The organism is Archangium sp., assembly GCF_036277355.1.
Taxonomy (GTDB): domain Bacteria; phylum Myxococcota; class Myxococcia; order Myxococcales; family Myxococcaceae; genus Archangium.
This window is the reverse complement of the sequence record NZ_DASUNC010000147.1, coordinates 41,360-65,821: the sequence shown is the minus strand read 5'-3', so window position 1 is coordinate 65,821 and position 24,462 is coordinate 41,360. Positions and strand designations below refer to the sequence as shown.

Annotated in this window: 19 protein-coding genes and 1 pseudogene; 14 read left to right on the top strand and 6 right to left on the bottom strand. The window is 69.2% G+C overall.

All coding sequences use genetic code 11. The features are described 5' to 3' along the window. Positions 1 to 213: 213 nt before the first annotated feature. Together VFZ09_RS36485 and VFZ09_RS36480 are read right to left on the bottom strand one after the other, a co-directional pair. Positions 214 to 1,947, bottom strand: coding sequence for a hypothetical protein (locus tag VFZ09_RS36485; protein WP_329732378.1), 1,734 nt, complete (start codon positions 1,945 to 1,947; stop codon positions 214 to 216). Beyond that, on the bottom strand, positions 1,944 to 3,827 hold the full coding sequence (locus VFZ09_RS36480) for a sulfatase-like hydrolase/transferase (RefSeq protein WP_329732377.1): 1,884 nt from the start codon (positions 3,825 to 3,827) through the stop codon (positions 1,944 to 1,946). The genes VFZ09_RS36485 and VFZ09_RS36480 overlap by 4 nt, the downstream gene beginning before the upstream one ends. 142 nt (positions 3,828 to 3,969) lie before the next feature. Between VFZ09_RS36480 and VFZ09_RS36475 the strand changes: the two genes are divergently transcribed. Then, positions 3,970 to 4,227, top strand: coding sequence for a hypothetical protein (locus VFZ09_RS36475; RefSeq protein WP_329732376.1), 258 nt, complete (start codon positions 3,970 to 3,972; stop codon positions 4,225 to 4,227). Then, positions 4,166 to 4,888 carry a hypothetical protein gene (locus VFZ09_RS36470; protein WP_329732375.1) on the top strand — a complete coding sequence of 241 codons (723 nt, stop codon included), beginning with the start codon at positions 4,166 to 4,168 and terminating at the stop codon, positions 4,886 to 4,888. The genes VFZ09_RS36475 and VFZ09_RS36470 overlap by 62 nt, the downstream gene beginning before the upstream one ends. Before the next feature lie 136 nt (positions 4,889 to 5,024). Here VFZ09_RS36470 and VFZ09_RS36465 read toward each other — a convergent pair whose 3' ends face one another. Beyond that, positions 5,025 to 6,911 carry a M4 family metallopeptidase gene (locus VFZ09_RS36465; RefSeq protein ID WP_329732374.1) on the bottom strand — a complete coding sequence of 629 codons (1,887 nt, stop codon included), beginning with the start codon at positions 6,909 to 6,911 and terminating at the stop codon, positions 5,025 to 5,027. 404 nt (positions 6,912 to 7,315) lie between these two features. On the opposite strand from VFZ09_RS36465, the gene VFZ09_RS36460 reads away from it, so the two are divergent. The 6 genes from VFZ09_RS36460 to VFZ09_RS36435 all read left to right on the top strand — a co-directional run bounded on the left by VFZ09_RS36460 (position 7,316) and on the right by VFZ09_RS36435 (position 14,725). Next, positions 7,316 to 7,843 (top strand): DUF1801 domain-containing protein, encoded by a 528-nt coding sequence (locus VFZ09_RS36460; RefSeq protein ID WP_329732373.1) that lies wholly within the window; start codon positions 7,316 to 7,318, stop codon positions 7,841 to 7,843. 105 nt (positions 7,844 to 7,948) lie between these two features. Beyond that, positions 7,949 to 8,257 (top strand): hypothetical protein, encoded by a 309-nt coding sequence (locus VFZ09_RS36455; protein WP_329732372.1) that lies wholly within the window; start codon positions 7,949 to 7,951, stop codon positions 8,255 to 8,257. Between the two features lie 106 nt (positions 8,258 to 8,363). After that, complete coding sequence (locus tag VFZ09_RS36450; RefSeq protein WP_329732371.1) at positions 8,364 to 9,593, top strand: TolC family protein; 1,230 nt, start codon at positions 8,364 to 8,366, stop codon at positions 9,591 to 9,593. Further along, positions 9,590 to 10,780, top strand: coding sequence for an efflux RND transporter periplasmic adaptor subunit (locus tag VFZ09_RS36445; RefSeq protein WP_329732370.1), 1,191 nt, complete (start codon positions 9,590 to 9,592; stop codon positions 10,778 to 10,780). Before VFZ09_RS36450 ends, VFZ09_RS36445 begins: the two co-directional genes overlap by 4 nt. 12 nt (positions 10,781 to 10,792) lie before the next feature. Next, complete coding sequence (locus VFZ09_RS36440) at positions 10,793 to 13,894, top strand: efflux RND transporter permease subunit (RefSeq protein ID WP_329732369.1); 3,102 nt, start codon at positions 10,793 to 10,795, stop codon at positions 13,892 to 13,894. A 27-nt stretch (positions 13,895 to 13,921) separates the two neighbouring features. Continuing rightward, positions 13,922 to 14,725, top strand: coding sequence for a hypothetical protein (locus tag VFZ09_RS36435; RefSeq protein ID WP_329732368.1), 804 nt, complete (start codon positions 13,922 to 13,924; stop codon positions 14,723 to 14,725). 3 nt (positions 14,726 to 14,728) lie between these two features. Here the strand turns inward: VFZ09_RS36435 and VFZ09_RS36430 are convergent. Beyond that, positions 14,729 to 14,935 (bottom strand): annotated as a pseudogene (locus tag VFZ09_RS36430) (pentapeptide repeat-containing protein); the annotation flags it as partial. Between the two features lie 164 nt (positions 14,936 to 15,099). Here VFZ09_RS36430 and VFZ09_RS36425 point away from each other — a divergent pair. The 5 genes from VFZ09_RS36425 (at position 15,100) to VFZ09_RS36405 (ending at position 20,725) form a co-directional block, all read left to right on the top strand. Further along, complete coding sequence (locus VFZ09_RS36425) at positions 15,100 to 16,089, top strand: ATP-binding cassette domain-containing protein (protein ID WP_329732367.1); 990 nt, start codon at positions 15,100 to 15,102, stop codon at positions 16,087 to 16,089. A gap of 36 nt (positions 16,090 to 16,125) precedes the next feature. Beyond that, positions 16,126 to 16,845, top strand: a complete 720-nt coding sequence (locus tag VFZ09_RS36420) for an ABC transporter permease subunit (protein WP_329732366.1) — start codon at positions 16,126 to 16,128, stop codon at positions 16,843 to 16,845. A gap of 8 nt (positions 16,846 to 16,853) precedes the next feature. Next, entirely contained in the window at positions 16,854 to 18,488 is a 1,635-nt protein-coding gene (locus VFZ09_RS36415) for a GldG family protein (protein ID WP_329732365.1), read from the top strand. Positions 18,489 to 18,508: 20 nt separating this feature from the next. After that, positions 18,509 to 19,999: a DUF4340 domain-containing protein gene (locus tag VFZ09_RS36410; RefSeq protein ID WP_329732364.1), complete on the top strand. Its 1,491-nt coding sequence runs from the start codon at positions 18,509 to 18,511 to the stop codon at positions 19,997 to 19,999. A 135-nt stretch (positions 20,000 to 20,134) separates the two neighbouring features. Next, positions 20,135 to 20,725, top strand: a complete 591-nt coding sequence (locus tag VFZ09_RS36405; protein ID WP_329732363.1) for a TetR family transcriptional regulator — start codon at positions 20,135 to 20,137, stop codon at positions 20,723 to 20,725. Positions 20,726 to 20,740: 15 nt separating this feature from the next. Here the strand turns inward: VFZ09_RS36405 and VFZ09_RS36400 are convergent, their stop codons facing one another. Together VFZ09_RS36400 and VFZ09_RS36395 are read right to left on the bottom strand one after the other, a co-directional pair. Further along, positions 20,741 to 21,961, bottom strand: coding sequence for a cytochrome P450 (locus VFZ09_RS36400; RefSeq protein ID WP_329732362.1), 1,221 nt, complete (start codon positions 21,959 to 21,961; stop codon positions 20,741 to 20,743). 93 nt (positions 21,962 to 22,054) lie between these two features. Then, the gene (locus VFZ09_RS36395; protein WP_329732361.1) at positions 22,055 to 22,711 is read right to left on the bottom strand and encodes a hypothetical protein; all 657 of its coding nucleotides are present in this window, start codon (positions 22,709 to 22,711) and stop codon (positions 22,055 to 22,057) included. 137 nt (positions 22,712 to 22,848) lie between these two features. On the opposite strand from VFZ09_RS36395, the gene VFZ09_RS36390 reads away from it, so the two are divergent. After that, on the top strand, positions 22,849 to 24,438 hold the full coding sequence (locus VFZ09_RS36390; protein WP_329732360.1) for a hypothetical protein: 1,590 nt from the start codon (positions 22,849 to 22,851) through the stop codon (positions 24,436 to 24,438). Positions 24,439 to 24,462: the final 24 nt, after the last annotated feature.

The window sequence follows — 24,462 nt, the reverse complement described above, 5'->3', positions numbered from 1 at the left end:
ATGGGGAGCAACTGGTCCGATGGTCGGACCAGTTGGCTTGCCGCGCGACCGGAGGGTGCCTTGTACTTTCGAGGGCACCATGTGGCAGATGATGTACGGCCGTGTTGTCCTGTCCATCGTCTCCTCCGAGGAGCGCACCTTGACCCCAACACCGGGGCCCGGGCAATGAGGGTTCGATGAGGCGTGGCGTCGCGCTTCGTGACCTCCTGCGGCCTACTCCTCGCCCGCTCCCGTGAGCCCTGGTGCGTCCGGGGCGGGAGCATCCGTGGGGGCAGGGGACTTGCTGGGATCGAAGCGGGCCTCGCACTCGCGGATGCGCTCGTCCGTCAACGGCGTCTTCCGCGTGCCCGTCCGCATCTGCCGGCGCTTGATCTGCAGGTTGGGCTCGAAGCACTCGAGGTAGCCGGGAGGAGGCGTCCGGTCATGGGCCATGATGCGCTCCTTCAGCTTCTGCTCCTTCACCGGCGTGCGGGCCACCACCCGATCGTTGAGGCCGTGGTAGTCGATGATGATCACGTCCGGCAGCACCCACCCCGGGACGCCCACCGACCGCGTCACCAGCAAGGGCCGCTCCGGCAGGGCCAGCTTCTGCCCCTCCTCGCGCGTGGGGTACTCGTGGCTCCAGGTCTCGAAGAAGACCTTGTGCTCCTGGTGACGCATCCCCACGAAGTGCGAGATGAGCCAGTCCTGCTGGGCGTCGAACAGCTCCACCACCGGGCGCACCGGCGCCGGGAAGGCGTCGGCGATGGGCTGGCGGAGGCGGTACGTCTGCTTGCGCGTGGTGAGCTCCCGCGTCTTCGCGTAGTGCACCCACTGCACCGGCAGGCTCAGCAGCAGGAAGGTCCCCATCAGCGCGAGCGCGCCGGTGCGCTCCACGCGCAGCCACCCGAGGAAGGCGACGAAGGCCACCATCAGCGGCAGCATCAGGTGCGCGTAGACGCGGTACTCGAAGTGGTCTCCGCCGATGATCAGCGTGTAGTAGGCGAAGTGGGCGAGCAGCACCCCCACCACCGCCACGTGCCCCGGCTGCTTCCACAACCGCTCCGCCACCTCGCGCCACCCCATGCCCCGGAGCAACCGCACGGCGGCGGCAATCCCCACCGCGAGCCACACCCACAGCCCGTACTCGATGAGGAAGCACAGGGCATAGCGCAGGCCACTCTCGGGCCAGGACTGCACGTGCTTGGCGTAGTACGTGTTGGGGAGCCACTCCCCGTAGTACAGCCGCCGCCAGCCGATGTGCAGCGGCACGGCCAGCAGGGGCAGCGCCGCGAGCACCCATCTCCCACGCGGTGGCGCCTGCACGAGCTTCATGAGGAGGAGCACCCCACACGCGGCCACCAGCAGCATCCCATCCGGCCGGGTGAGCGCCGAGAGCGCCGCGGCCGTGCACGCCACCGTGACCGCCCTCGGGCTGTGCTCGCGGTCCTGCTCCACCATGGCCACGCACCACAGCGTGGTGCAGAAGATGAAGAGCGCCGTCTCCAGCCCGGAGCTCATCCAGGCGAGGAAGGTGCGGTTGGAGAGGACTCCGGCCAGCACCGCCACGGCGAGCGCGAAGCGATAGCGGGCCAGCCCCGCCGGCAGCGCCATGCGCCATACCCAGAAGAAGCCGAGCGCGAGCGTGCCGTAGCTGAAGGCGAGCGACACCGCGTTGGCCGCCTCCGGAGGCTCCACGCCGGACACCCGCCACACCCCCTCCAGCAACACCATCCACAGGAAGTTGGAGTAGCCCTCCACCGGCTGGAAGGGCGGCGGATTCCACGTGTGCCCGTACCCGCGCAGGCTGTTGCTGATGTAGCGGAAGGTGATGAACGCGTCGTCGGTCAGGAACCAGAACTCGCGCCAGCCCACATAGGCCGCCACGGCGAGCAGGAGCAGGACTCCCCAGCGCAGGAGGCCGGTTGCACGCGAGGTGGGGAGCAGGGAGGGAGAGGAGTCCATCATCGTCCTTGCTTCTGTTCCTGCAAGTGGGCGAGCTCGAAGCCCCGCTCCCGCAGGTGCGAGAGGAACTGATGCCGGAGGTCCTCGGCCTTGGGAAGCGACCCCTCCGCGCACGGCGCCGTGTGCCCGGACACCCGGCCCGTCTGGAGCTCCCCGGTCTTGAGTTGGAAGGTCCACCACCGGTCGCAGACGATCGCGGAGACGGTGCTCATGCCATAGAGCGGCGGCCCCGCGTTGCGCAGCTGGGAGATGTACTCCCAATCCGCATGGGCGAGTCTCGCGTTGACCTCGCCCGTGCCCAGGATGGGCTCCGTGGGAGAGCGCCGGGCCGAGAGCATCGAGCGGCCCTCCATCCAGCCCGGGATGGGCAGCCCCACGGTCTCGAGCACCGTGGGCGCCACGTCGAGCAGCTGGGCGTTCTCCTTCACCACGCCCCGGTGCCGGCCGCTGGGGAAGTGGATCATCAGCGGCACCCGATCGAGCGTGTTCCACTCGTGATTGTGGTCCGAGCTGATGACCACCATCGTGTTCTCCAGCAACCCACGCTCCTCGAGCCGGGTGATGAAGCGCTCGAGGAGGCGATCCGAGTCGAGGATGGCGTCGTCGAGCTGGTTGTCCCGCGACTTGGAGCCGCGCGTGAAGACCGGGTGGGGGCTCTCCGGGTAGCTGCAGCAGTGCGTGCCCATCAGGTGGATGTGCATGAAGAAGGGCCGCTGGGCCTTCTCGGCCGCGGTGAGCGCTCCCTGGATGCGATCCTCATCCGTGTCCCAGCCCGCGATGCGCGTGGGCAACTGCACGAGCTTGAAGTGATTCACCATCGGCCGGATGCCGAGCACGTAGAGCACACGCTCGGTGAGGCGCTCGGCCATGCGCTCGGCCACGTAGCGCTCCTGCATGAGGGCCCGCCAGGGCCCCGTGGGCACCTCCACGGACACGTTCCGGCCGTTGGCGTGCTCGAAGCCTCCCAGCATGTTCAGGTCGGGCCCGTCCGCGTAGTAGCGGACGGTGAACTGGTGCGTCTCGTAGCCGGCGCGCCGCAGCAGCCCTGGCAGGTGCAGGAACGACGCCTCGCCGGAGAGGATGTGCGGCGGGAAGATGACCTTCGTGCTCGTGGGCAGCCGCGAGGTGAGCATCGACGTGGTCGAGCCCGTGGTGCGCCCGGCATTGGAGAAGGCGTTCTCGAAGAAGAGGGTGCGCTCCTTGAAGCGCTCCAGGAACGGCGTGTTCGGGCGCTCGTAGCCGTAGGCGGACATCCGCCGCGCTTCCAGCCCGTCCGTGGCGACGAAGATGACGTGGGGGGACCCGGCCGCGGCCCTGGCGATGGGGGCCTCCTGGGGCTCCGTCCCGCGCGCGCTCCCGAGCCGGAAGGCCAGGACCCCGAGCGAGACGGCGACGAGCCCCCCGGCCACCACGAGCCGCCAGCGCCACCCGTCCCCGGCCAGTGCCTCCTGGCGCGCGAGGGCGACCTGCCTCACGATGACGGCGAAGAGCGCGATCCACAGCAGCACGTACAGGAACAGCAGGGACTTCGGGATGCTCACCACCCCGAAGCCGAAGACGGTGTAGGTGAAGTTGTCGATCAGCAGGAAGCACAGGCCCGTCAGCACCAGCGCCGGGACGGCGGAGGCGACGGCCAGCGTCCGGGCCCGGGAGCCCTCGGGAAGGCGCGCGAGCAGCGCTTCGACTCCGAGCAGTGGCGGGAGCGCGGCGAGCGCCGGGACCACGAGCGCCAGGGGGATGCACGCGAGGGCACTGAACCACACCGAGTGCGGCAACGAGACCATGAAGCCCTGCTGGGTGACGAGGAAGAGCCACTCCAGCAAGACGAACACGTAACAGGCCGAGATGACCTGCCACACCGCCACAGCCGCACCGCGCACCATCTCCTCCTCTTCGTTCAGCCGGGAATCGCGGCGCGGAGCCTAGCAAAGTCGCATGCCCTCTTCTCCACCGAGAGTGAGGGGCGGGCAGGCGGGTTTGACGGTGGTTGCCCGGCGGCCTACCGTGCTCCAAGGGGAGGCTGCGGTGAAGAACATCCAGGCACTCATCATGGAGTGGCTCGACGCCCAGGTGCGGCTCTTCCAGGAGGCGATCGAGAAGCGGAAGGGCGAGTACCTGAAGAAGAAGTGGGCCTGGAGCGAAAAGGCGGTGAGCGACTTCAACCGCCGGATCGATGAGATCAGCGCGATCCACTCCTCCATCCTCACCGTAGGGCACACCCATGGGAAACACCTGCTTGTGGCGCACCGGGCTCGTGGTGTTGGTGCTGATGGGAGGGTGTGAGGAGCGCAAGCCTCCCGAGGCCCCTCGGACGCCACCGCGTATCGAGAGCAGCCCGCCGGTGGCCGCGGTCACCTCCGACGCGGGCGCCGCCTCCGTTCCCGCCCCGGTGCCCGACCCGGACCCGGGCCCCACCGAGGCTCCCGGTCTCCCCGGATCCGTTCTTTCACCCGACAAGCGCTTCGCCCTGCTCGTGCCCGAAGGGGAGCGGATTCGTCACATCGATGTCCACGATGCGTCCGATTCGCGGCGGCTCACGCGCATCACCCTCGACAAGTCCACCGTGGTGCGCTCGACGAACGCCCGGGTCCGGTGGACCACGGGCAACCACATCCTGCTGACCTGGACCGCCGGGAGCGACGCCGCCAGCGGCATCGTCTACGGCACGGATGGGAAGACCTTGCTCCAGGTGTCGGGCCCGGCGATGGAGCTGTCGCCCTCGATGCGGTACCTCGCCACCTTCCCGACCCTCTTCGCGGCGCCGCCCGTCATCGAGGTCTACGACCTGTCCACCGGACAGAAGGTGGCACGAAGGGCCGCGAGTGACGGCACCTTCTGGGTGGTGGATGACCTCGGTTGGAAGGGCCAGCAACTCGTGCTCGGTTGCCGGGACCAGAAGGATCAGACCCAGGAGATTCGCATCGATCTCGACGCGCCTCCTTGAGCCGTGCACCAACCACTCGGCCGTCGAAACCCGCACGGCGCTCGGCGTGCCCGGTCCATGAGCCCAAAGACGAAGCCCCCGGGAGGCATGCCTCCCAGGGGCCGTTCATCTCAAGCTGACTTCAGCGAACCCGGGCTCAGTACGTGCCCTTGAGCGAGGTGCTGGAGTACGAGCTGTAGCCGTACAGCATCACGTAGATGCGCTGGTTGGTGCTCTGCGCGGCGATGTTGCACGTCTCGTTGTTGCCCGTCAGGTACGGACGGCAGTTGTACGAGGAGGTGGTCGGCGCGGAGCCGATCTTCACGTACATGTCCGCGTCACCCGTGCCACCGCTCATCACGAAGGACGAGGCGCGGCCGGCCAGCACATCCAGGTAGTAGTACTTCGACGAGCCCGTGGCGCCCGAGATGCCGGTGACGGCCACGCCGTTGCTCAGCGCCGTGGCGGCCGGGGGAGGCGTCGTCACGCCCACGCCCACCGCGTTCCAGGCCTGCGTCACGGACGTCGCCGAGTAGCCGAGCGCCGTCGCGGCCTGCTCCGTGTACGTCTTCGCCTGGGCGAAGGTGGTGGAGGCCGTCATGTAGTCCACGTTGGCCTTGTAGAAGATGGCGCCGGCCTGCTGCACGCCCACGCCCGTCACCGTGACGGTGCTCTTGCCGCGCGGGTGCGTGCCACCCTTGGACAGCAGGGTGAAGGCCAGGTTCGCGATGCCCGAGCTGTAGTGCACGTCCACGCTGCCGGCGCTGCTCGTCCAGTAGTCGAGCGAGACGCCGTCCTTGGCCGGATCGTACATGTAGCGGAGCGCGTCACCGGGGGTGGCGGGCGTCCAGATGTCGTCGCCGACCATGAACACCGCGTTGGTGGTGGCCCAGGTGCCCGAGGCGTAGCTCTCGCAGTAGGCGCCGAAGATGTCGCTCATCGCCTCGTTGAGGCCGCCGGACTCACCCGAGTAGGTGAGGTTGGACTCGCGCTCGGTCACCGCGTGGGTGAGCTCGTGCGTGGTCACGTCCGCGGACAGGCCCAGCATGCCCGAGTTCACGCCGTCACCATCGCCGTACACCATCTGGGTGCCGTTCCAGTAGGCGTTCACGTAGTTGGTGCTGTAGTGCACCGTGCTGATGAGCGCGCCACCCAGGTTGTCGAACGAGTCACGGCCGAAGTTGTTCTTGTAGCAGTTGTACGTGCCACCCAGCTTGTCGTAGTTGCCGTCGACGTGGGCGTCACCCGTGGCCGCCTGGCCCTCGGTGCGCTTGAGCGTGCCCGGGGTGCTGGAGCCGTTGTTGGCGCTGTATACCTTGCGGTTGAGCGCGGAGTGGATCTTCGAGTTGCGCTGCACCAGCGAGCCATCCTTGGCGCTCACGTAGACGAGATCGCGGATGGGCATGTCCACGCCCTCGCCGGACACCAGGACCTCGTAGGCCAGCTTCAGCTTGCCGTCCTGGGTGGAGCGCACGTACACCAGCCGGGTGCCCTCGGAGGCCAGGTGGCGGCCGGAGGTGGAGTCCAGCGCGGCGATCCGGGCGGCCTCGGGGGAGATGGTCGCCTTGGAGGAGACGATCTCACCGTCGCGTGCGGTGCCGTTGACGGCGGTGATGGTGCCGTCGGCGGCCACGTGGAGCACGAGCTCCTCGTTCACCACCGGCAGGCCGTTCTTCGTCTGGGCATAGCGCAGGTGGGTGACGCCCTGCTCGTCCACGCGGCTGCGCGTGTGCACCAGATCCGAGGCATTCAGGCGGAACGCGGCGGCGATGGCGGGCAGCGCCGGGCTCACGCGGCTGTGCATGTCACCGGTGAGGCTCGAGCTGGCCGAGCCCAGGTTGCCGGTGAGCATGTAGGGGAAGTTGCTCTCGTCCGCGCCCGCGACCCTGGCGGACGGCAGCGCGGCCAGCGCCGCCTGGACATCGCCGAGCGAGTCAGCGGCCTGGTCGAACTTCTGGGCACCCTCGGGCAGCTGGGTGTTGTCGACCTCGCACGCGGCGAGGGGAAGGGCGAGCAGCGCAACAGCAAGGAAACGCGTACGCAAGGGGGGCACTCCTTCGGTCTGCGACGAGATGTCGCCGGACGTGGAATCCCTGGAGCAGATATCGGGCCAACTCATGGACCCGATGGAATCCCCGTGAGACCGCACAGCCCTCGACAACCCGGTGGAGCATGCATGTCACAGCGAGCGCGGCCCCGAACGTAGCGCGGCTTTACATCCGCTCCATGCAACCGGTTGATCTCCGCCGGATTCGCCTCACGGCGGGAGGAGGCCCTTTTTGCCCCATGCCCTCGGGTGCCTGGATGAATTGCCCCAAGGGTTTCTCGCTTGGCGCCGCAAGCGTTTGGGCCAAAAGCATCAAGGAATGTGACGGGCGAATGGCCGCACCGCAAGGCTTCCCGCGCGTCCTGGAACCGTCAAGTTCGGGACGCGCTACAGTCGTGGGCATGCAGAGCAAAGCCACCACTGTCGAGCAGTACCTCGCCTCGCTTCCGGAGGACCGCCGCGCGGCCGTCTCCGCCGTGCGTGAGGTCATCCTCGAGAACCTCGACGAGGACTACGAGGAGGGCATCCAGTACGGGATGCTCGGCTACTACGTCCCGCACGAGGTGTTCCCCGCGGGCTACCACGTCGATCCGAAGCAGCCGCTGCCCTTCGCCGCGCTGGCCTCGCAGAAGAACCACATGGCCGTCTACCTGATGGGCGTCTACGGCCAGCCCCAGCTGGAGAAGTGGTTCCGCGACGCGTGGACGAAGACGGGCAGGAAGCTGGACATGGGCAAGTCGTGCGTGCGCTTCAAGAAGCTCGAGGACGTCGCGCTCGATGTGCTCGGCGAGGCCATCCGCCGCGTGCCCGCCAAGGCATACATCCAACAGTACGAGTCCGTGATCCGGCCCCCGGACAAGAAGAAGGCGCCGGCCGCCAAGAAGAGCAAGCCCGCGGCGAAGAAGACGGTGGCCAGGAAGCGCGCGTAGGCCTGTCGCCCTTCTCGGAGTCCGAGAGTGTTGGACCACCTGCTCAACACTCGCTGGACAACGACCCCGGACAACCCCTTCGCCGATGTGTTAGGACTGCCTCCGGTGCTTCGCATCTTCTTCCTGCTCAGCCTGTTGCTGTTCACCCCGGCCGGCAGTGGCCTGGTGTCGACTGCCAGCTCGGGTGACGTGTGCATGCAGAGCTGCCCGGATGATGACGAGCATGGGCAGTGTGCCCCGGACTGCACCGACTGCGTCTGCTGCGCCCACGTGCGCCTGGTGGTCGCGGTCCCCGCCCCCTCGACGGTCCTCCTGGCCCCGAGGCCTCCTCCGGTCGCCGGGTACGAAGAGGACGAGCCCGCCTCGGCCGACGTGGGGGACATCCTGCACGTCCCAATAGTGCCCCTCGCGTAGGACCCTGTTCGTTCCATCGTCTCTCGAGCGTCATCGGGAGGGGTGTGCCCCGGCTGCCCGGGGAGCGCCTCGCTCCTGACGCCCGTTCACCTCCGCGAGGTGTCTCGTGTTCCACCGTCTGACGGTGGCGGCCTTCGGGCTCGTCACCGTGCTGCTCTGGCCGCGCCCGGGTGCGGCCCAACCCTCCGAGCTCACCCTGGAAGAGGCCCTGTCCCTGGCCCGCCAGCGTGCCCCGGCCTTGCTCGAGGCCGCGGGCCGTGTGGCCGAAGCACGGGGGCCCGTGGCGGGTGCCTCTCCGCTGTTGCACAACAACCCCACGCTGTCGCTCGAAGCGGGCCCGCGCACCCTGGCCACCGGAGAGCAGGCACCGAATGTCGTCGTGGGGCTCTCCCAACCCGTCGAGCTGGGTGGCAAGCGGGGCTCCCGCCTCGATGCGGCCCGCGCCGGCCTCGCCCGTGAGACGGCCCTCCAGCGGGACACGGAGCGCCGGGTGCTCGGCGAGGTGGCGGCCACCTTCCTGCGGGCGTTGCATGCCCGGGAGCGGCTGCGCCTGGCGCGAGCGGCGGAGGAGGCCGCCCGGGACTTCGCTCACTCCACCCAGCGGCGATTCGAGGCCGGGGACGTGCCCGTGGTGGACGTCAACGTGGCGCGCGTGGCCCTGGCGCGCGCCCGGGCCGACGTGGCGAGCGCCGAGGGGGCGGAGGCGGTCCAGCTCGGGGCGCTTCGCGAATGGCTCGGCCTGCCGGCGGACGCGCAGCTCTCGCCCCTGGGCGACTTGAGTGCCCTGGCCGCGCGGCCCGTGGAGCTTCCGGCCACGCCACCCGAGCGCCCGGACGTCACCGCCCTGGTGTCGGAACTCGAGGAGGCCCGGGCCGAGCAGCGCCTGGGCGAGGGCTCCGCGTGGCCCGATCTCAACGTGGGGATCCGTTATGAGAACGAGGGCGATGAGCGTGCCCTCGTCGGAGCCCTGGGCGTGTCGCTGCCACTCTTCTCGCGGGGCCAGTCCGCCCGGGTAACGGGCGAGGCCCGGGTTCGGCGTCTGCAGGTGGCACTGGAGGCCGCTCGCCGGGCCCAGGCCGTCCAGTTACAGGCCGCCCTCGTCCAGTACCGCAAGGACCGCGAGGCGGTGGAGCTGCTGGAGCGCGAGGCCCTCCCGTTGCTCGCGGACAACGAGCTGCTGGCCCGCAAGTCCTACGAGGCCGGGGAGATGGGCCTCGCCGCGTTCCTCCTCGTGCGCCGGGACGTGCTCGACGGCCGCGCGGATTACCTCACCCGTCTCCTGCAGGCGGCCCTCTCCCGGGTCCAACTCACCGTGCAGTCCGGAGTCCTTCGATGAAGCCCCAACACCTCCTCCTGGCCTTCCTCCTCGGACTTGGCGCCTGCAAGCGGGAGGCGCCTCCGCACGAGGAGGACCATGCCCGCGAACAGGAAGCCGGCAAGCACGCCCACGGTGAGGACGAGGACGAGACCTTCGTCCACATCGATCCGGAGATGCTGCGAGACCTGCGCGTCACCACGGCCCCGGTGCAGCAGCGCCCCGGTGGCGAAGGGGTGACGGCCCTGGGCGAGCTGGGCGTGAACGAGGACGCCTATGCGGAAGTGGCCTCGCCCGTTCCGGCGCGGGTGCTCACCCTCCGGGCCACACCGGGCCAGCAGGTGAAGAAGGGCCAGCCGCTGGTGGAGCTGCAGAGCCCCGAGCTGGGCAAGGCCCGCGCGTCCCTCCAGTCAGCGCAGGCCCGGGCCGACGCGGCTCGACAGGCGGCGGAGCGCAAGCGCACCCTGGGGGCCGAGCGCATCGTGGCCCAGAAGGACGTGCAGGCCGCCGAAGCCGAAGCAGCCACGGCCGAGGCCGATCTGGCGGCGGCACGCTCGGAGCTCCAGGCGCTCGGAGTGGATGCGCAGGATGCGGGCGGTGCGCGAGGGACGTCGGGCTTCACCCTGCGCTCGCCCGTGGAGGGCACGGTCATCGAGCGCCACGCGGTGATGGGGCAGATGGCCGAGCCCTCCCAGAGCCTCTTCCACGTGGGAGACCTGTCGCGCCTGTGGCTCACCGTGCATGCCTTCGAGCGGGACGCGGTGCGCATCCAACCCGGGGCCCCGGCGCGCATCACCTTCGCCGCGATTCCCGGCAAGGACTTCACCGCGAAGGTGGGCTTCGTGGGCCAGCGGGTGGATCCGGCCTCGCGCACCATCCCCGTGCGGCTGGAGCTGGACAACCCGGACGGCGTGCTGAGGCCGGGCATGTCCGCCTCGGCCTTCATTCCGTTGGGCGAGCGGGGCGCCACCGTCACCACCGTGCCGGCGGCGGCGCTCCAGCGGCTGGAGAATGGCTGGTTCGCCTTCATCCCCAAGGAGCAGGGCATCTTCGAGCGGCGCCAGGTGGGGCGTGGCCGCACGCTCGGGGGAGACGTGGAGGTGCTCTCGGGACTCGCGCCCGGCGAGCAGGTGGTGGTGGACGGAGCCTTCCTCCTCCGGGCCGAGGTGGAGAAGTCCCGGGGCGGAGGCGAGCACCATGAGCACTGAGCGGAGCCGGGCATGATCGCGCGAATCCTCGAGGCGTCCTTCTCGCGTCCGGGCCTCACGGTGGTGCTGGCCCTGGCGCTCTCGGCGTTCGGCGTGGTGGCCTTCCAGGGCCTGCGCCGGGATGTGTTCCCGGACCTGTCGGCGCCCATCTTCAACGTCATCGTGCAGAACCCGGCCATGGGCGCGGAGGAGCTCGAGACGGCCGTGGCCATTCCCATGGAGGTGGCGCTCGCGGGCCTGCCGGAGGTGCGCCGCATCCGCTCCACCTCGCAGCTGGGCGTCACCCAGGTGACGGTGGAGTTCGAGCCGGACGCGGACTACTACCGCAGCCGCCAGTTCGTCGCCGAGCGCGTGGCGGCGGCCACCAGCGAGCTGCCTCCCGGCACGGATGCGCCGCTCGTCTCCAGCCTCACCGGGCGGCTCAACGAGGTGTTCGAGTTCACCCTGGAGGCCGAGCCGGGGACGGTGGACCTGATGGCGCTGAGGGATCTGGCCGAGTTCGAGGTGAAGAACCGGCTGCTCGCCGTGCCAGGAGTGGCGGGCGTGGAGCGGCTGGGTGGCTATCTGCGCCAGTTCCAGGTGCAGCTCGACACGGAGCAGATGGTGGCCCGGGGCATCACCCTGGACGAGGTGTCCCACGCCCTGGAGGGCGCCAACCTCAACGCCTCGGGAGGCTTCGTGGTGCAGGGGCCGCTGGAGTGGACGGTGCGGGCGGTGGGGCGGGCCGAGACGCTGGAGGATCTGCGCGGCACGGTGGTGGCGCTGCGCGGGGGGATACCGGTGCTGCTCGGGGACGTGGCCGACGTGCGGGAGGCGCCGGCCATCCGCCGCGGCATGGCCCACCGGCTCGATGGCGAGGTGGTGAGCTGCCGCATCAGCAAGCAGTTCGGCGCGGACACGATGAAGGTGGCGGAGGGCGTGCGCCGGGCCCTCGCCGACGTCCGGGCGAGCCTCCCGCCGGGAGTCAGCCTGCGCGTCGTGTACGATCAATCGGAGCTGGTGTCCTCGTCGCTGGGCGGGGTGAGCCGGGCCATCCTGATTGGTGCCTTCCTGGTGGTGCTCGTCCTCTTCGGGCTGCTGGGGGACATTCGCGCGGCGGCCATCGTCACGCTCACGCTGCCGCTCTCGCTCGCGCTGGCGGGCCTGCTGCTGAAGGTGGCCGGCGTGGGCATCAACACCATGACGCTCGGTGGGTTGGCCATCGCCGTGGGCCTGCTGGTGGACGCGGCCATCATCGTCACCGAGAACATCGTCCACCGGCTCCGGGCCGGGAGCGACAAGGCCGCCCGGAAGGCCCAGGCGCTGGCGGCGGCGCGCGAGGTGGGCCGGCCCATCACCTTCGCGACGCTCATCGTCGTCTCCGTCTTCATTCCACTCTTCGCCATGTCGGGCATCGAGGGGCGCATGTACCGGCCGCTCGCGGCGGCGGTGGTGGCGTGTCTGGCGGCCTCGTTGCTGCTCGCCCTGACGCTGGTGCCGGTGGCCTCGGCGCTCTTCCTGCGGCCCCACAAGGAGGGGCAGGCGGAAGACGTGGGACTCATCCGCCGGGTGAAGGCCGTGTATGCCCCGCTGCTGGATGCCTGCATGCGGAGGGCGGGCCTGGTGCGCGTGGTGGCGCTGGCCATCACGATTCCCGCCCTGGGGCTCGCCTTCGCGGTGGGCAGCGACTTCATGCCCAAGCTCGACGAGGGCGCGCTGCTCCTCCAGACGATGCTGCCGCCCGAGGCGTCGCTGGAAGAGGTGGATCGGCTCAACCACCGGGTGGAGGACGTGCTGCGCCAGTTCCCCGAGGTGGAGGACGTGGTGCGCCGCACGGGACGCGCCGAGCGGACGGAGGATCCCATGCCGCACACCGTCTCGGACGTGCTGGTGGTGTTGAAGAAGGAGCGGGGACGTGGTCCCGAGGCACTGGAGGCGGACATGCGCCGGGCGGTGGCCAAGGTACCGGGCGTGTCCGTGCTCTTCACCACGCCCCTGGGCATGCGCATCGACGAGGGCCTGGGAGGCAGCCCCGCGGATGTGTCGGTGCGCATCTTCGGCCCGGATCTGGAGCGGCTCGCGGAGCTCGGGGAGCGGGCGCGTGCCGTCATGGCACGGGTGAAGGGGGTGGAGGACCTGCGGGTGGAGAAGCTCAGTGGGCTGCCGCAGCTGCGCATCGACGTGAACCGCGCCGCGGTGGCCCGGGTGGGGCTCACGCCGGGCGACGTCATCCGGGCGGTGCGCGTGGGCCTCGTGGGCGAGGAGGAGTCGCAGATCTGGCAGGGCCAGCGCCGGTTCGAGCTGGTGCTGCGCCTGGCGGATCACCATCGGGGGGACATCAACGCCATCCGCGAGCTGTTGGTGGACGGACATGACGGCTCGCGGATTCCGCTCAGCCAGCTGGCGAGCATCGAGGAGACGACGGGGGCGGGGAGCGTGCGCCGCGAGGCGGGGAGCCGCCGCATCGCCGTGGAGGCGAGCGTGGCGGGACGAGACCTGGGGAGCACGGCGGCGGAGATCCGCGAGCGGCTGGCGTCCGAGCTGAAGCTGCCCACGGGTTACTTCCTCGACGTGGGAGGCCGGGTGGAGAGCCAGGAGCGGGCGCAGCAGTCCCTGCTGGTGGCCATCTCGGTGGCGCTGCTCGCCGTCTTCCTGTTGCTGTACCTGGCGCTGGGCTCATTGGCCGAGGCGCTCGTCATCCTCGCCACGCTGCCGGACGCTTTCGTGGGAGGAATCCTCGCGCTGCTGCTGGCCGGGGAGACGTGGAACGTGTCGAGCCTCGTGGGGCTCATCGGCCTGTTCGGCATCGCGGTGCAGAATGGCCTGGTGCTGGTGGCGCAGACGAAGGGGCTCATGGCGGAGGGCAAACCCTTCGCCGAGGCCGTACGAGAGGCCAGCATCGGCCGCGTGCGGCCCAAGTTGATGACGGCGGGAACGGCGATCCTCGGCCTGCTGCCCCTGCTGGTGCTGCCGCTCCATGGGACGGAGATCGAGCGTCCGCTGGCCGTGGTGATGGTGGGAGGCCTGTTGACCTCGACACTGTTCACGCTGCTGGCTCTGCCCACCTTCTACGCGCTCGTCCACGGAGTGCAGGAGAGGGTGGGCCAGCGCATCGCGGCTCGGAGAGTGGTGTAGAAGAGGGGAGGAAAGGAGGGCGGTTCCATGGCGGATACGAAGCGCGGGAAGGTGCGGAGGCTGGGGCCCTTTCGGCTCGGCAGGGTGCACGAGAACGTTGATGTGTTGGAGTTCACGAGGCTGGGTCCGATCTACGAGGCGCGCAACGAGCGCACGGGGGCGGCGGCGGTGGTGTTGGTACCCGGGCCGCACGTCGGCTGGAAACCCACGGAGGACTGGACGGTGCGAGCCACCTGCAGCGCTTCCTCGTCCTACGTGGCGCTGGAGGTGGAACAAGGGCCCTCACGGAGCCAACTGAAGGACCTGAGCAAGTTACTGGACCTGCTCACCCTGGCTTCCTTGCGGATGAAGTACATGGCGCCGGTGCAGCGCCACCTGACGAGCGGGGCGAGGCCGCCGAAGCGGAAGGCGGCAGCACGGAGGAGGGGGTGGCCGGTGGTGGCCTATGGGCTCGCGGTTGGCATCGCGACGCTGGTGCTCTTCGTAGGAGTAGATTCCTGGAGGGCGAAAACGGGAGCGCCGAAGGGGACGCAGCCCGTGGCCGCCGGGGTGGCGGTGCAGGCAGTGGTGGAGAACCGGGCGCCCACGCTGGCAGACACGATCGATGAAGGCGCATCAATCATCGCCTATCCCCTGCCGGGCAAGCCGTTCAGCGATCAGGCGAAGGCACCGTGTGAGGACGACGAGGTACAAATCAATGGTGGTTGTTGGGTGGAACTGGCCAGACGTCCGCCCTGCTCCAAGAATCAGGCGGAGTACGAGGGCAAGTGCTACCTGCCGATCTCGGCGCGATCAAGGAAGCCTCGCCAGCCGCAGTCACTCCATCCGTAGCCCTCAGGGGGCCTCGCTCGCGGCCTCCACCAGCCATTGCTTCAGCGCCTCACCCTCGGGCCGGATTGGCGCCTCGCGGCTGCCGAGGTCGAGCCACGCCACCTTGAGGGGCGGCAAGCCCTGAGCGCCGCGCAGGTCCGCCCCGCGCACCCGGGCTCCATCCAGCGCGGCCTCGTCCAGCTGGGCCTCCTGGAGGATGCAGGACTTGAGCCTTGCCCATGAGGCCTCGTTTCACCTCTGGTGAAATCCACGGTCACCGGGGGGGCGGAAATAAATCCGCGCGGGTCGGGTTGACAGTGCCGCTCGCTGCCTTAAGTGCAGACGGCATCTGGAACAAACCGTTCGTTTCATGGGGTGAGGTCGTGACTCAACCAATGATCCGGATCGAAGGACTGACCAAGAGCTACGGAGCCACGCAGGCGCTGCGCGGGGTCAGCTTCGACGTCCCCCGAGGACAGGTGGTGGGATTCCTCGGGCCCAATGGGGCCGGCAAGTCCACCACGATGAAGATACTCGCCGGTTTCGTCACGCCGACCTCCGGCACGGCGAGTGTCAATGGCATCGACGTCACTGTCGACCCGGTCGCGTCCCGGCGATTGATCGGGTACCTGCCGGAGAACAACCCCCTCTACGAGGAGATGATGGTCCGGGACTTCCTGGACTTCGTCGCCGAGGTACGGGGCATCCCCAGGTCCAAGCGCGCCGAGAAGATCCGCAGTGCCGTGGAGCGCTGTGGCCTTCGCGCGGTGCTGGGCAAGGACATCCACCAGCTCTCCAAGGGCTACCGGCAGCGCGTGGGCCTCGCACAGGCCATCGTGCACGATCCGGATCTGCTCATCCTGGACGAGCCGACCACGGGCCTGGATCCCAACCAGATCGTGGAGATCCGGAGCCTCATCAAGGAGCTGGGGAAGGAAAAGACAGTCATCCTCAGCACGCACATCCTCAGCGAGGTGCAGAGCACGTGCAGCCGGGTCCTCATCATCAACGATGGGCGGCTGGTCGCGGACGACGCGCCGGAGCGGCTGGGGGAGCGCGAGGGGGGCACGGTCACCGTCGTGCTCGCGTCCCGGTCCGGGGCCTCGCTGCACCCGGAGGCCATCCGCACGATGCTGGCGGGCGTGGCCGGAGTCACGGGCGTGGAGCTGGCCGAGGGGGAGGGGAGCGGAACCCTGGGCTTCCGGCTGCGGTACGGCGCCGAGGACATCCGCCGCTCGCTCTTCGAGGCCGCCGTGCGCCATGACCTCTGCCTGCTCGAGGTGAAGCGGCAGCACGTCAGTCTGGAAGAGACGTTCCGCAAGCTCACGGGTGGCGAGGGTCCGCGGGGCCCTCAGGAGCCTCACGTGCCGCCGCTGGCGGCCTGAGCCCCATCCCAGACATCAGACATCACGAGGTAGAGAATGGGAACGACACTGGCCGTCGCCAGGCGTGAGTTCAGGAGTTTCTTCAACTCTCCCGTCGCGTACATCGTCATCGGCGTGTTCCTGGTGGTGGCGGGATGGTTGTATTTCAGTACCGTCTTCGTCGCCGGGCAGGCCTCGCTGCGGGCGTTCTTCGGCATCGCCCCGGTGCTGTTCGTCGTCTTCGCTCCGGCGGTGACGATGCGGCTGCTGGCCGAGGAGCGCAAGAGCGGCACGCTGGAGCTGCTCCTCAGCATGCCCATGCGGGACTGGGAGCTGGTGGCGGGCAAGTTCGTCGCGGCGCTGGGCATGGTGGCGGTGGGCCTGCTGTGGACGCTGCCCTATCCGCTCACCGTGGCGGGCCTCACCGCCGAGGGCGCCCGGTTCGACTGGGGCCCCGTGGTGATGGGCTACCTGGGGCTGCTGCTCATGGCCTCCAGCTTCCTGGCGCTGGGGCTCTGGGCGAGCGCCCTCAGCCGCAACCAGATCGTCGGCTTCATCATCGGGCTGCTGCTGTGCTTCGCCTTCTACTTCATCGACAAGTTCGCGATGGTGCTGCCGGAGTCGATCGGTGAGCTGCTCCAGTACCTCTCGGCCGACTACCACTTCGCCAACATCGCGCGGGGCGTGCTGGATACGCGCGATCTCCTCTTCTACCTGTCGCTCACGGGCGTGGGGCTGGCGCTGACCACGCGCACCCTGGGCAACGTCCGTCAGTGAGGTTGACGATGAAACCCGGTTCCTCCAACGCGAACATCTTCCTGGCGGCGATCGTCGGCTGCCTGGTGCTCCTCAACATCCTGGCCGTGCGCACGTTCGGCCGCTTCGATGCGACCCGCGACGGGCTCTACACCCTGTCCCAGGCCTCCCAGGACACCCTGGCGGGGCTCGAGGATCCCGTCACCGTCACGGCGTACTTCACCGAGGACCTGCCGCCTCCGTACTCGGGCAACGCGCGCTACGTGCGCGATCTGCTCGAGGAGTTCCGCGCCGCCTCCAAGGGTCGGCTCTCCTTCGAGTTCCTGGACCCCATGAGCCAGGAGACGGCCGAGGACCAGGAAGCCAAGCGCGAGACGAAGCGCGACATCTTCGGCCGCGTCTTCCGCGAGCCGACCTCCGTGGAGCGCGAGCTGGCGCAGGAGGGCGTCCAGCCCGTGGAGATCCGCGTCATCGAGGATGACCAGATGCAGACGAAGCGCGCCTACATGGGCATCGTCATCAAGCATCAGGAGAAGAAGGAGGTCATCCCCGTCGTCCAGGACGTCCGGACGCTCGAGTACGATCTCACCACGCTGGTGCGCAAGCTGACGCGCCCGAAGACGCCGGTGCTCGGAGTGGTGCAGGGGCACGACGCGCCCTCGCTGCACGAGAAGCTCACGCGGCTGCAGGCGCTGCTCAGCCAGATGTACGAGGTCCGCCCGGTGGACCTGTCCGGCAAGGAGCGCGTGGACGCGGACGTGGACGCGCTGCTCGTCATCGGCCCGAAGACGGCGTTCCAGAACAACGAGCTGAAGGCGATCGATCAGTTCGTGATGGAGGGCAAGAGCGTGGCGTTCTTCCTCGACGCCCTCCAGGTGGACCTGAAGACCTTCGCGCCGAGCGAGGCCACGCATGGGCTCGGGCCCCTGCTGGAGACGTGGGGCATCAAGGTCGGAGACAAGCTGGTGGCGGATGTCGAGTCCGCTCAGCTGAGCGTCCAGGAGCGCCGCGGTTTCATGGTCGTCTCCATGCCGGTGCCGTACCCGTTCATCCCGCTGCTCGAGCGCTTCGAGGGGGACAGCCCCGTCACCCAGGGGCTCGCGGGCGTGTCGCTGCCGTTCAGCACGGCCGTCACCGCCACCGCGCCCGAGGGCGCCCAGGCCACGGTGCTCGCGAAGTCCTCGCGCAAGAGCTGGCTGGAGAACAAGCCCTACAACGTGGATCCCCGGCGCGACTGGCGCAACGAGACCCTCACGCCGGACGGTCCGCACCCGCTCATGGTGCAGGTGAGCGGGAAGCTCAAGAGCCACTTCGCGGCGGAGGCGCAAACGAGCTCCTCCAGCGGGACGCCCGTGCTCGCCGAGAGCAAGGGGGAGCCGCGGGTCATCGTGGCGGGCGGCTCGGCGGCGCTGTGGGACGACTTCATGGGCCGGCCCAACCAGGCGCTGCTCCTGAACGTCGCGGACTGGCTGCTGCTGGATCCCGCGCTCCTGGCCATGCGCACCCGCGGCATGGCCGAGGCGCCCCTCCAGCCGGAGCTGAGCGCCACCACGCGCAACACCGCGAAGTTTGGCAATGCCTTCGGGATCCCCCTCGCGCTCGCCGCCTTCGGGCTCGTCCGCTGGCGGATGCGGGAGTCGCGTCGGGCCACTGTCACCGTTTGAAGCGGAGCTGAGGAAGAGCCATGAAGAAAGGAACCCTCATCGCCCTTGGCGCGTTCGTCGTACTGCTCGTGCTGGTGCTCGCCACCCGCGAGCGGCAGGTCAGCGTGGGAGTCCGCAAGCTGGAGCTGCCGAAGCTGGACAAGGCCCAGGTCACGGCGCTCGAGCTCACGGGGGCCCGCAATGTCACCCTCCGCAAGGAGGGCGAGGGCTGGACTGTGGTGGACCCGGGCAAGCCGGACACGAAGTACCCGGCGGACGAGCGCCTGGTGACGAGTGTCATCGAGGCACTCGGAGAGGTGAAGAACCCGGACTTCGTCACCGACCGCGCCGGGAAGCAGGCGGAGTTCGAGCTGGATGACGCGAAGGGGTTGAAGCTCAAGGTCACCCAGGGCGGCGGTACGGCCGTGGAGCTGGTGCTCGGCAAGAGCGCCCGGAATGGCGGCGTGTACCTGCGCAAGGCGGGCAGCGACGACGTCTTCGCGCACCGGGGCCGGCTGGACTGGACCGTGCGCAAGGAGCTCGAGGACTGGCGCAGGCGTCAGCTCGTGACGCTCGAGGCGGAGAAGATCTCCCAGCTCATCCTCCGTTCGAAGGAGGGGGAGAGCCTGACCCTGAAGAAGGCCTCGGGCGAGTGGAGCCTCGCGGAGGGGACGCAGACGCCCGCGGGCTTCCGGTTCAGCTCGCAGGCGGCTCAGCAGCTCGCCCAGCAGCTGGCGAGCCTGACCGCGCAGGACTTCCTCGAGGGAGAGGCCGCGGCGGACTCGGCCACGGGGCTCGGTGAGGCGCACGACAGCGTGGAGGCGCAACGGGAGGACGGCAAGAAGGTGGTGGTGCACCTGGGCCGGCAGCCCGAGTCGAAGGAGGGCGCGGCCACCGTGGCGGCCCGCGTCGAGGGAGACGCGCAGGTGTACCAGTTGCCGCGGTACACTGCGTCTCAGCTGCGCAAGCGCCTCGTGGACTTCCGGGACACGAGCCTCTTCGGTTTCGAGCCCCTGAAGGTGACGAAGCTGAAGGTCCAGGCGGGTGGCAAGACGGCCGTGGCCGTGAAGGAGGGCGCGAGTTGGAAGCTCACCGAGCCCGCGAAGCTCCCGGACGGCTTCGAGTTCGATCCCTCGCAGGTGGACACGCAGCTCACCTGGTTGCGGAGCCTGCGCGGAAACCGCCTCATCGAGGGCCAGGTCACGGAGGCGCAGGCGGGGGTTGCCTCGCCGGCCGTGCTCGTGGAGGTGACCGTGGAGGGCGGGGCTGTCCAGACGCTGCGGCTGGGCAAGGAGGCGCCGGGCGCGGCGAATGGCGCGAAGGAGCTGTACGCCCGGACGACGCTCGACTCGCTCACCTACGCGGTGGGGGAGGGCGTGCGCAACCGGCTGGCCCAGGGGGTGGAGCTCTTCAAGCGCCACCCGCAGCCGGGCTTCGCCGGGGGCGGGCAGATGCAGGGGCTCGAGTCGCTCCCGCCCGAAGTGAGGCGGCAGCTGGAGGCCCAGCTGCGCGCGAACACCGGACACCCCTGAGTCGCGCCACTGCTGTGGTTCCGAAACTTCGGCGGTGTCTTTGCAATGGATGACTTCCCCAGCAATGTACGTGCACACCGGGCGTGAGCGGCACGCTGCTGGACATCATCCGGCCGCTGTCCTAGGTCAACCGCCGTGGACAGATCGGATTCTCCAGACTCCAAGAAGGCGATGCGCCAGCGCGACTCGGAGCGCACCCGCACCGCGATCCTCGACGCGGCGCAGACGCTGTTCTCGACGCGAGGGTTCTCCAATACCGGCGTGCGGGACGTGGCGGATCTCGCCGGGGTGAACTCCGCGCTCGTCGGCCGTTACTTCGGCTCGAAGGAGGGGCTGTTCCGGGCGGCGATGGAGCGGGTGAGCGGCATCTCTCCCCTGCTGCAAGGGGATCGGCGCCGCTTCGGCGCGGACATGATGGCGGCCCTCTGCGACAGCCCGGACGCCTCGAGCCCGCTGGCGATGATGATCCTCTCGGCGACGGATCCCGCGGCGCACGCCGTGAGCATGGAGTTTCTCGAGACGAAGGTGCTCACGCCGCTGGCCCGGTGGCTGGGAGCTCCGGATGGCAAGGGGCGCGCGGTGCGGCTCAGCATCCTCTGGAACGGCTTCCTCATCAGTTGGAAGCTGTTGCCCCTCCAGCCGCTCACCGGGGCGCGCCTCGCCTCCATCCGCCGCTGGATGGAGGACGCGACCCAGGCCATCGTCGACGAGGGCTCGGCCAGCTGAGCGGGCCTGGGGCCCTCACCAGCGGACGGGCAGCGAGTCGAACCCGCGGAACAGCAGGCTGTTGCACTTGAGGCGCGGCGGCCGCTGCTCGTCGAGCCGGAGGTCCGGCATGCGGTGCACCAGGGTCCGCAGGGCCAGCTCCAGCTCGCGGCGGGCGAGCCCGGCTCCGAGGCACAGGTGCGGCCCGAAGGCGAAGGACACGCCCTTGTTGTTCCGCCGGGTGATGTCGAAGCGATCCGGGTCGGCGAACACGTCCGGGTCCCGGTTGGCGGCGGCGAGGCCGAGGAACACCAGCTGGCCCTTGCGCAGGGTGCGCCCGCGCAGCTCGAGGTCCTCCGCCACCACGCGGTGCATGAAGGGCACCGCGGGGGTGTAGCGCAGCAGCTCCTCGACGGCCTCCTTGCACAGCTCCGGCTGCCGCTTCAGCTGCTCGAACTGCTCGGGGTGCGTCAGCAGCTCGTATACGCCATTGCTGAGCTGGTCGATGGTGGTGACGTGCCCGGCGGAGAGGATGAGGACGGCGTTGGAGACCAGCTCCTGGGTACTCATCCGGCCCTGCTCCGCGTAGCGGAGCAGCAGGCTGAGCAGGTCATCGCCAGGGCGCTCGCGGCGCGCCTCGATGGCCGCCGTCAGGTAGCGCGAGAGCTGGGCCGAGCCCTCGTTGGCCCGGATCGCGATGCTCCTCACGTCCCCCGCCGCGGCGCCAAAGAAGGTGGCGGTGTCGTTGGACCACCGCTGGAAGCGCTCGTGGTCCTCGGCGGGAATGTCGAACAGCTCGGTCATCACGAGCGCGGGCAGGGGCTCGGAGAGCTCCACGGCCACGTCCATCCGCCGCCGCGCCTGGACGCGGTCGAGCAGCGAATCGATGATGCGCTGGATGGTGGGACGCCACCCGTCGAGCACCTGCGAGGTGAAGCCCGTGTTGGCCTGCCGGCGCAGGCGGGTGTGCTCGGCGCCGTCCTTCATGAGCATCATTCCCCGAGCCACGTGCAGGTAGTCCTTCACCAGCTCCGGCCCGAGTCCCCCGAGTTGGTGCTCGGCGAAGAGCTGGGTGCGGTTGGCGCTCAGGCGCGGGTCGCGGAAACAGCCGGTGACATCCTCGTGGCGGGTGACGACCCACGCCTGGAGCGACTCCGACCAGTGGACCGGATCCTCCTCCTGCAGTTGCCGGTACACGGGCCAGGGATGGCTCAGGGTTTCGGGACTCAGGAGCGTGGGCTGCGCGGTTGACGGCATGGGTCCTCCTCACAAAGGGTCGGTGTCCTTGTGGAAGGCGCGCGTTCCGCTTGTGACGAGACCCCTGCTCCCTCGCAGGGCGATCAGGCGGGGCTACCCCGGGTCGAGCAGGGTGCTGCGGTAGACCGTGAGGTCCCCGGAGGGGGGCGACACGAACGTGAGCCACGGGCGGGGCGGCAGGGGCAGATCGACGCAGCAGACGCGAATCGGTCTCGTGCGTGCGATGGCCTCGAGGCCGTCCAGCACTGTCTCCAATCGCTCGCCACTGAATGGGCAATACAGGAAGAAGATGGACCCGAGGGTGATGTGGCCGGTGAGCACCGCCGCATCGCCCTGGATCGGCGAGAAGCGCAACGCGCTCCAGCGCGCCGCGAGCTCACGCGAGGTGTGGACGAGCGCGGGTTGGATCTCGATGCCAATGGCCGAGGCCCCGGTCAACAGGTGCACCAGCGCGGCGGCGCGCCCCACGCCCGAGCCCACGTCGACGAACACGTCGGACGCCTGCACCCCCGCGCACTCCACGATGCGAAGGAGCACATCGACCGGGCAGGGGAGGTAGGGAACGCAGCCAGTCGGAAGCTCGGGGCCATCTTCGGCGAGCGAGTCGAGCCCCAGCACCTGATCGAGCCAGGCATCCCGCTCGGAGGGAGGCACGCTCGTCAGGGCCGTGCGGAACACGGCCGGGGTGACCTGCGCGTTCGAGAGCAGGGAGCGGATCCACTCGGCGCTCTCGCGGTGCGTTTCCTCCACGGGCTCGATCGTACCCAACGTCTGGGGTTGGCGTCGAGCCTCGCGCCCCGGGTCACACCGGCCCACGTGACGTGACCGTCACTTGAGGAGGCTCATGGATTGCTCCTAACTTCCGCTCGGGGAAAGGACCGTAAATCATGAACAACGTGTCATATCGGATGCGAGCGCTGCTGCTCGCGGTGCTGTGCGGTGTGGGCTGCGCGCCCATGAGCGAGGAGGACGAGACCGTCTCGTCCACGCCCATCGCGGAAGTGGAGGAGCAGGAGAGCGGACTGAACTACTCGTACGCCGGCACGTACATCTTCCGGCCCCGGGTGATGCTGGTCATCTACAATCCGCTCTACTCGGGCACGCCGCTGCACACCCTCAAGGGGTGGAACGAGCCCAAGGCGCTGACGAACCAGCTGCGCGCGGGGCTGCAGTACGGCTCGCACTCGACGGTGGACTATCAGATCACGGACGTGCGGGTGATCTCGGATCGGCTGCCGTTGTTCGAAGGTGGCTGGCGTTACACGCCCACCGAGCTGCTGAACATCATCAACGAGCCCAATGCCTATCAGCGCGACGTGCTGCGCAAGTGCACCACGCCCGGCGTGGAGAGCACCTGCCCGCGCTTCGATTACGTGGCGTTCGCCAATGAGTTCAACCTCAAGGCCCGGATGGAGAGCAACGAGCTGGACGAGGTCTGGGTGATGGCGCCGCCGTGGACGCAGATGTACGAGTCCCGCATGCTGGGCACCAACGCCTACTGGTGCAACGCGCCCGCCGAGACGCGGGTGGCCTCCTGGCGCAACTTCGTGGTGATGGGCTACAACTACGAGCGCGGCGTCGCCGAGGCCCTGCACTCGTACGGACACCGCGCCGAGTCCATCCTCGACCGGGCGTACCGCGGGCAGGCCACCGGCAACCTCTGGGACAAGTTCAACGACATCCACCGGGAGAAGCCGAACCTGGCCGGAGTGGGCTGGGTGCACCATCCTCCCAACGCGGCGGTGGGCTCGGACTACGACTACGGCAACACCACGTACGTGCCCTCGAGCGCGGACACCTTCCTGCGCAACCCCCTGGTGAACCCGGACTCGGTGGCCCGCCGCAGCATGAACTGCGGCGAGTGGGGCTGCTCGCACGAGGGGTTCATGAAGTGGTGGTTCCACCACATGCCCTATGGCCAGAAGAACGGGCCCAACTGGTGGCGGCACCTGGTGCACCTGGATGACACCGTGGCCCCCGCGCTGCCGAGCACCTGCGGCGCCAACTCCACCGTGACGGCCTGCGACGCGGCCGGGTGCGCCTGGTACGCCTGCTCCAGCTCCTGCTGGCCCCGGGGCACGGACATCAAGGTGGCGTGCCCGGGCGACTCCTGGTGTGGCCAGAACACCAGCGTGTCGGCCTGCGACGCGGCCGGGTGCGCCTGGTACGCCTGCTCCAACTCCTGCTGGTCTCCGGGCACGCCGCTGGGCGTGGCCTGCGGGCCGTGCGCGCTGCAGACCTCGCAGTCCTCGTGCGAGCAGTACGGCACGTCCTGCGGCTGGTACCTCTGCACGAACACCTGCTGGCCCAAGGGCACCTCGACCACGATCGCGTGTGATCCCTGCCGCAGCTACACGGACGTGACCACCTGCAACGCGCACAGCGCCTCGTGCGCCTGGTACGCCTGCACTTCGAGCACCAACAAGTGCTGGCAGAAGGGGACGGCGCTGTCCACCGCGTGCCCGTCCACGTACTGAGCTGGAGCAGGTGTCGAGCCACCG

Excerpts from the sequence above, each read along its gene's own strand:
- VFZ09_RS36485 (WP_329732378.1), bottom strand. The coding sequence starts at position 1,947 with ATGATGGACTCCTCTCCCTCCCTGCTCCCCACCTCGCGTGCAACCGGC.
- VFZ09_RS36480 (WP_329732377.1), bottom strand. The coding sequence starts at position 3,827 with ATGGTGCGCGGTGCGGCTGTGGCGGTGTGGCAGGTCATCTCGGCCTGT.
- VFZ09_RS36470 (WP_329732375.1), top strand. The coding sequence starts at position 4,166 with ATGGGAAACACCTGCTTGTGGCGCACCGGGCTCGTGGTGTTGGTGCTG.
- VFZ09_RS36460 (WP_329732373.1), top strand. The coding sequence starts at position 7,316 with ATGCAGAGCAAAGCCACCACTGTCGAGCAGTACCTCGCCTCGCTTCCG.
- VFZ09_RS36445 (WP_329732370.1), top strand. The coding sequence starts at position 9,590 with ATGAAGCCCCAACACCTCCTCCTGGCCTTCCTCCTCGGACTTGGCGCC.
- VFZ09_RS36440 (WP_329732369.1), top strand. The coding sequence starts at position 10,793 with ATGATCGCGCGAATCCTCGAGGCGTCCTTCTCGCGTCCGGGCCTCACG.
- VFZ09_RS36435 (WP_329732368.1), top strand. The coding sequence starts at position 13,922 with ATGGCGGATACGAAGCGCGGGAAGGTGCGGAGGCTGGGGCCCTTTCGG.
- VFZ09_RS36425 (WP_329732367.1), top strand. The coding sequence starts at position 15,100 with ATGATCCGGATCGAAGGACTGACCAAGAGCTACGGAGCCACGCAGGCG.
- VFZ09_RS36420 (WP_329732366.1), top strand. The coding sequence starts at position 16,126 with ATGGGAACGACACTGGCCGTCGCCAGGCGTGAGTTCAGGAGTTTCTTC.
- VFZ09_RS36415 (WP_329732365.1), top strand. The coding sequence starts at position 16,854 with ATGAAACCCGGTTCCTCCAACGCGAACATCTTCCTGGCGGCGATCGTC.
- VFZ09_RS36410 (WP_329732364.1), top strand. The coding sequence starts at position 18,509 with ATGAAGAAAGGAACCCTCATCGCCCTTGGCGCGTTCGTCGTACTGCTC.
- VFZ09_RS36400 (WP_329732362.1), bottom strand. The coding sequence starts at position 21,961 with ATGCCGTCAACCGCGCAGCCCACGCTCCTGAGTCCCGAAACCCTGAGC.
- VFZ09_RS36390 (WP_329732360.1), top strand. The coding sequence starts at position 22,849 with ATGAACAACGTGTCATATCGGATGCGAGCGCTGCTGCTCGCGGTGCTG.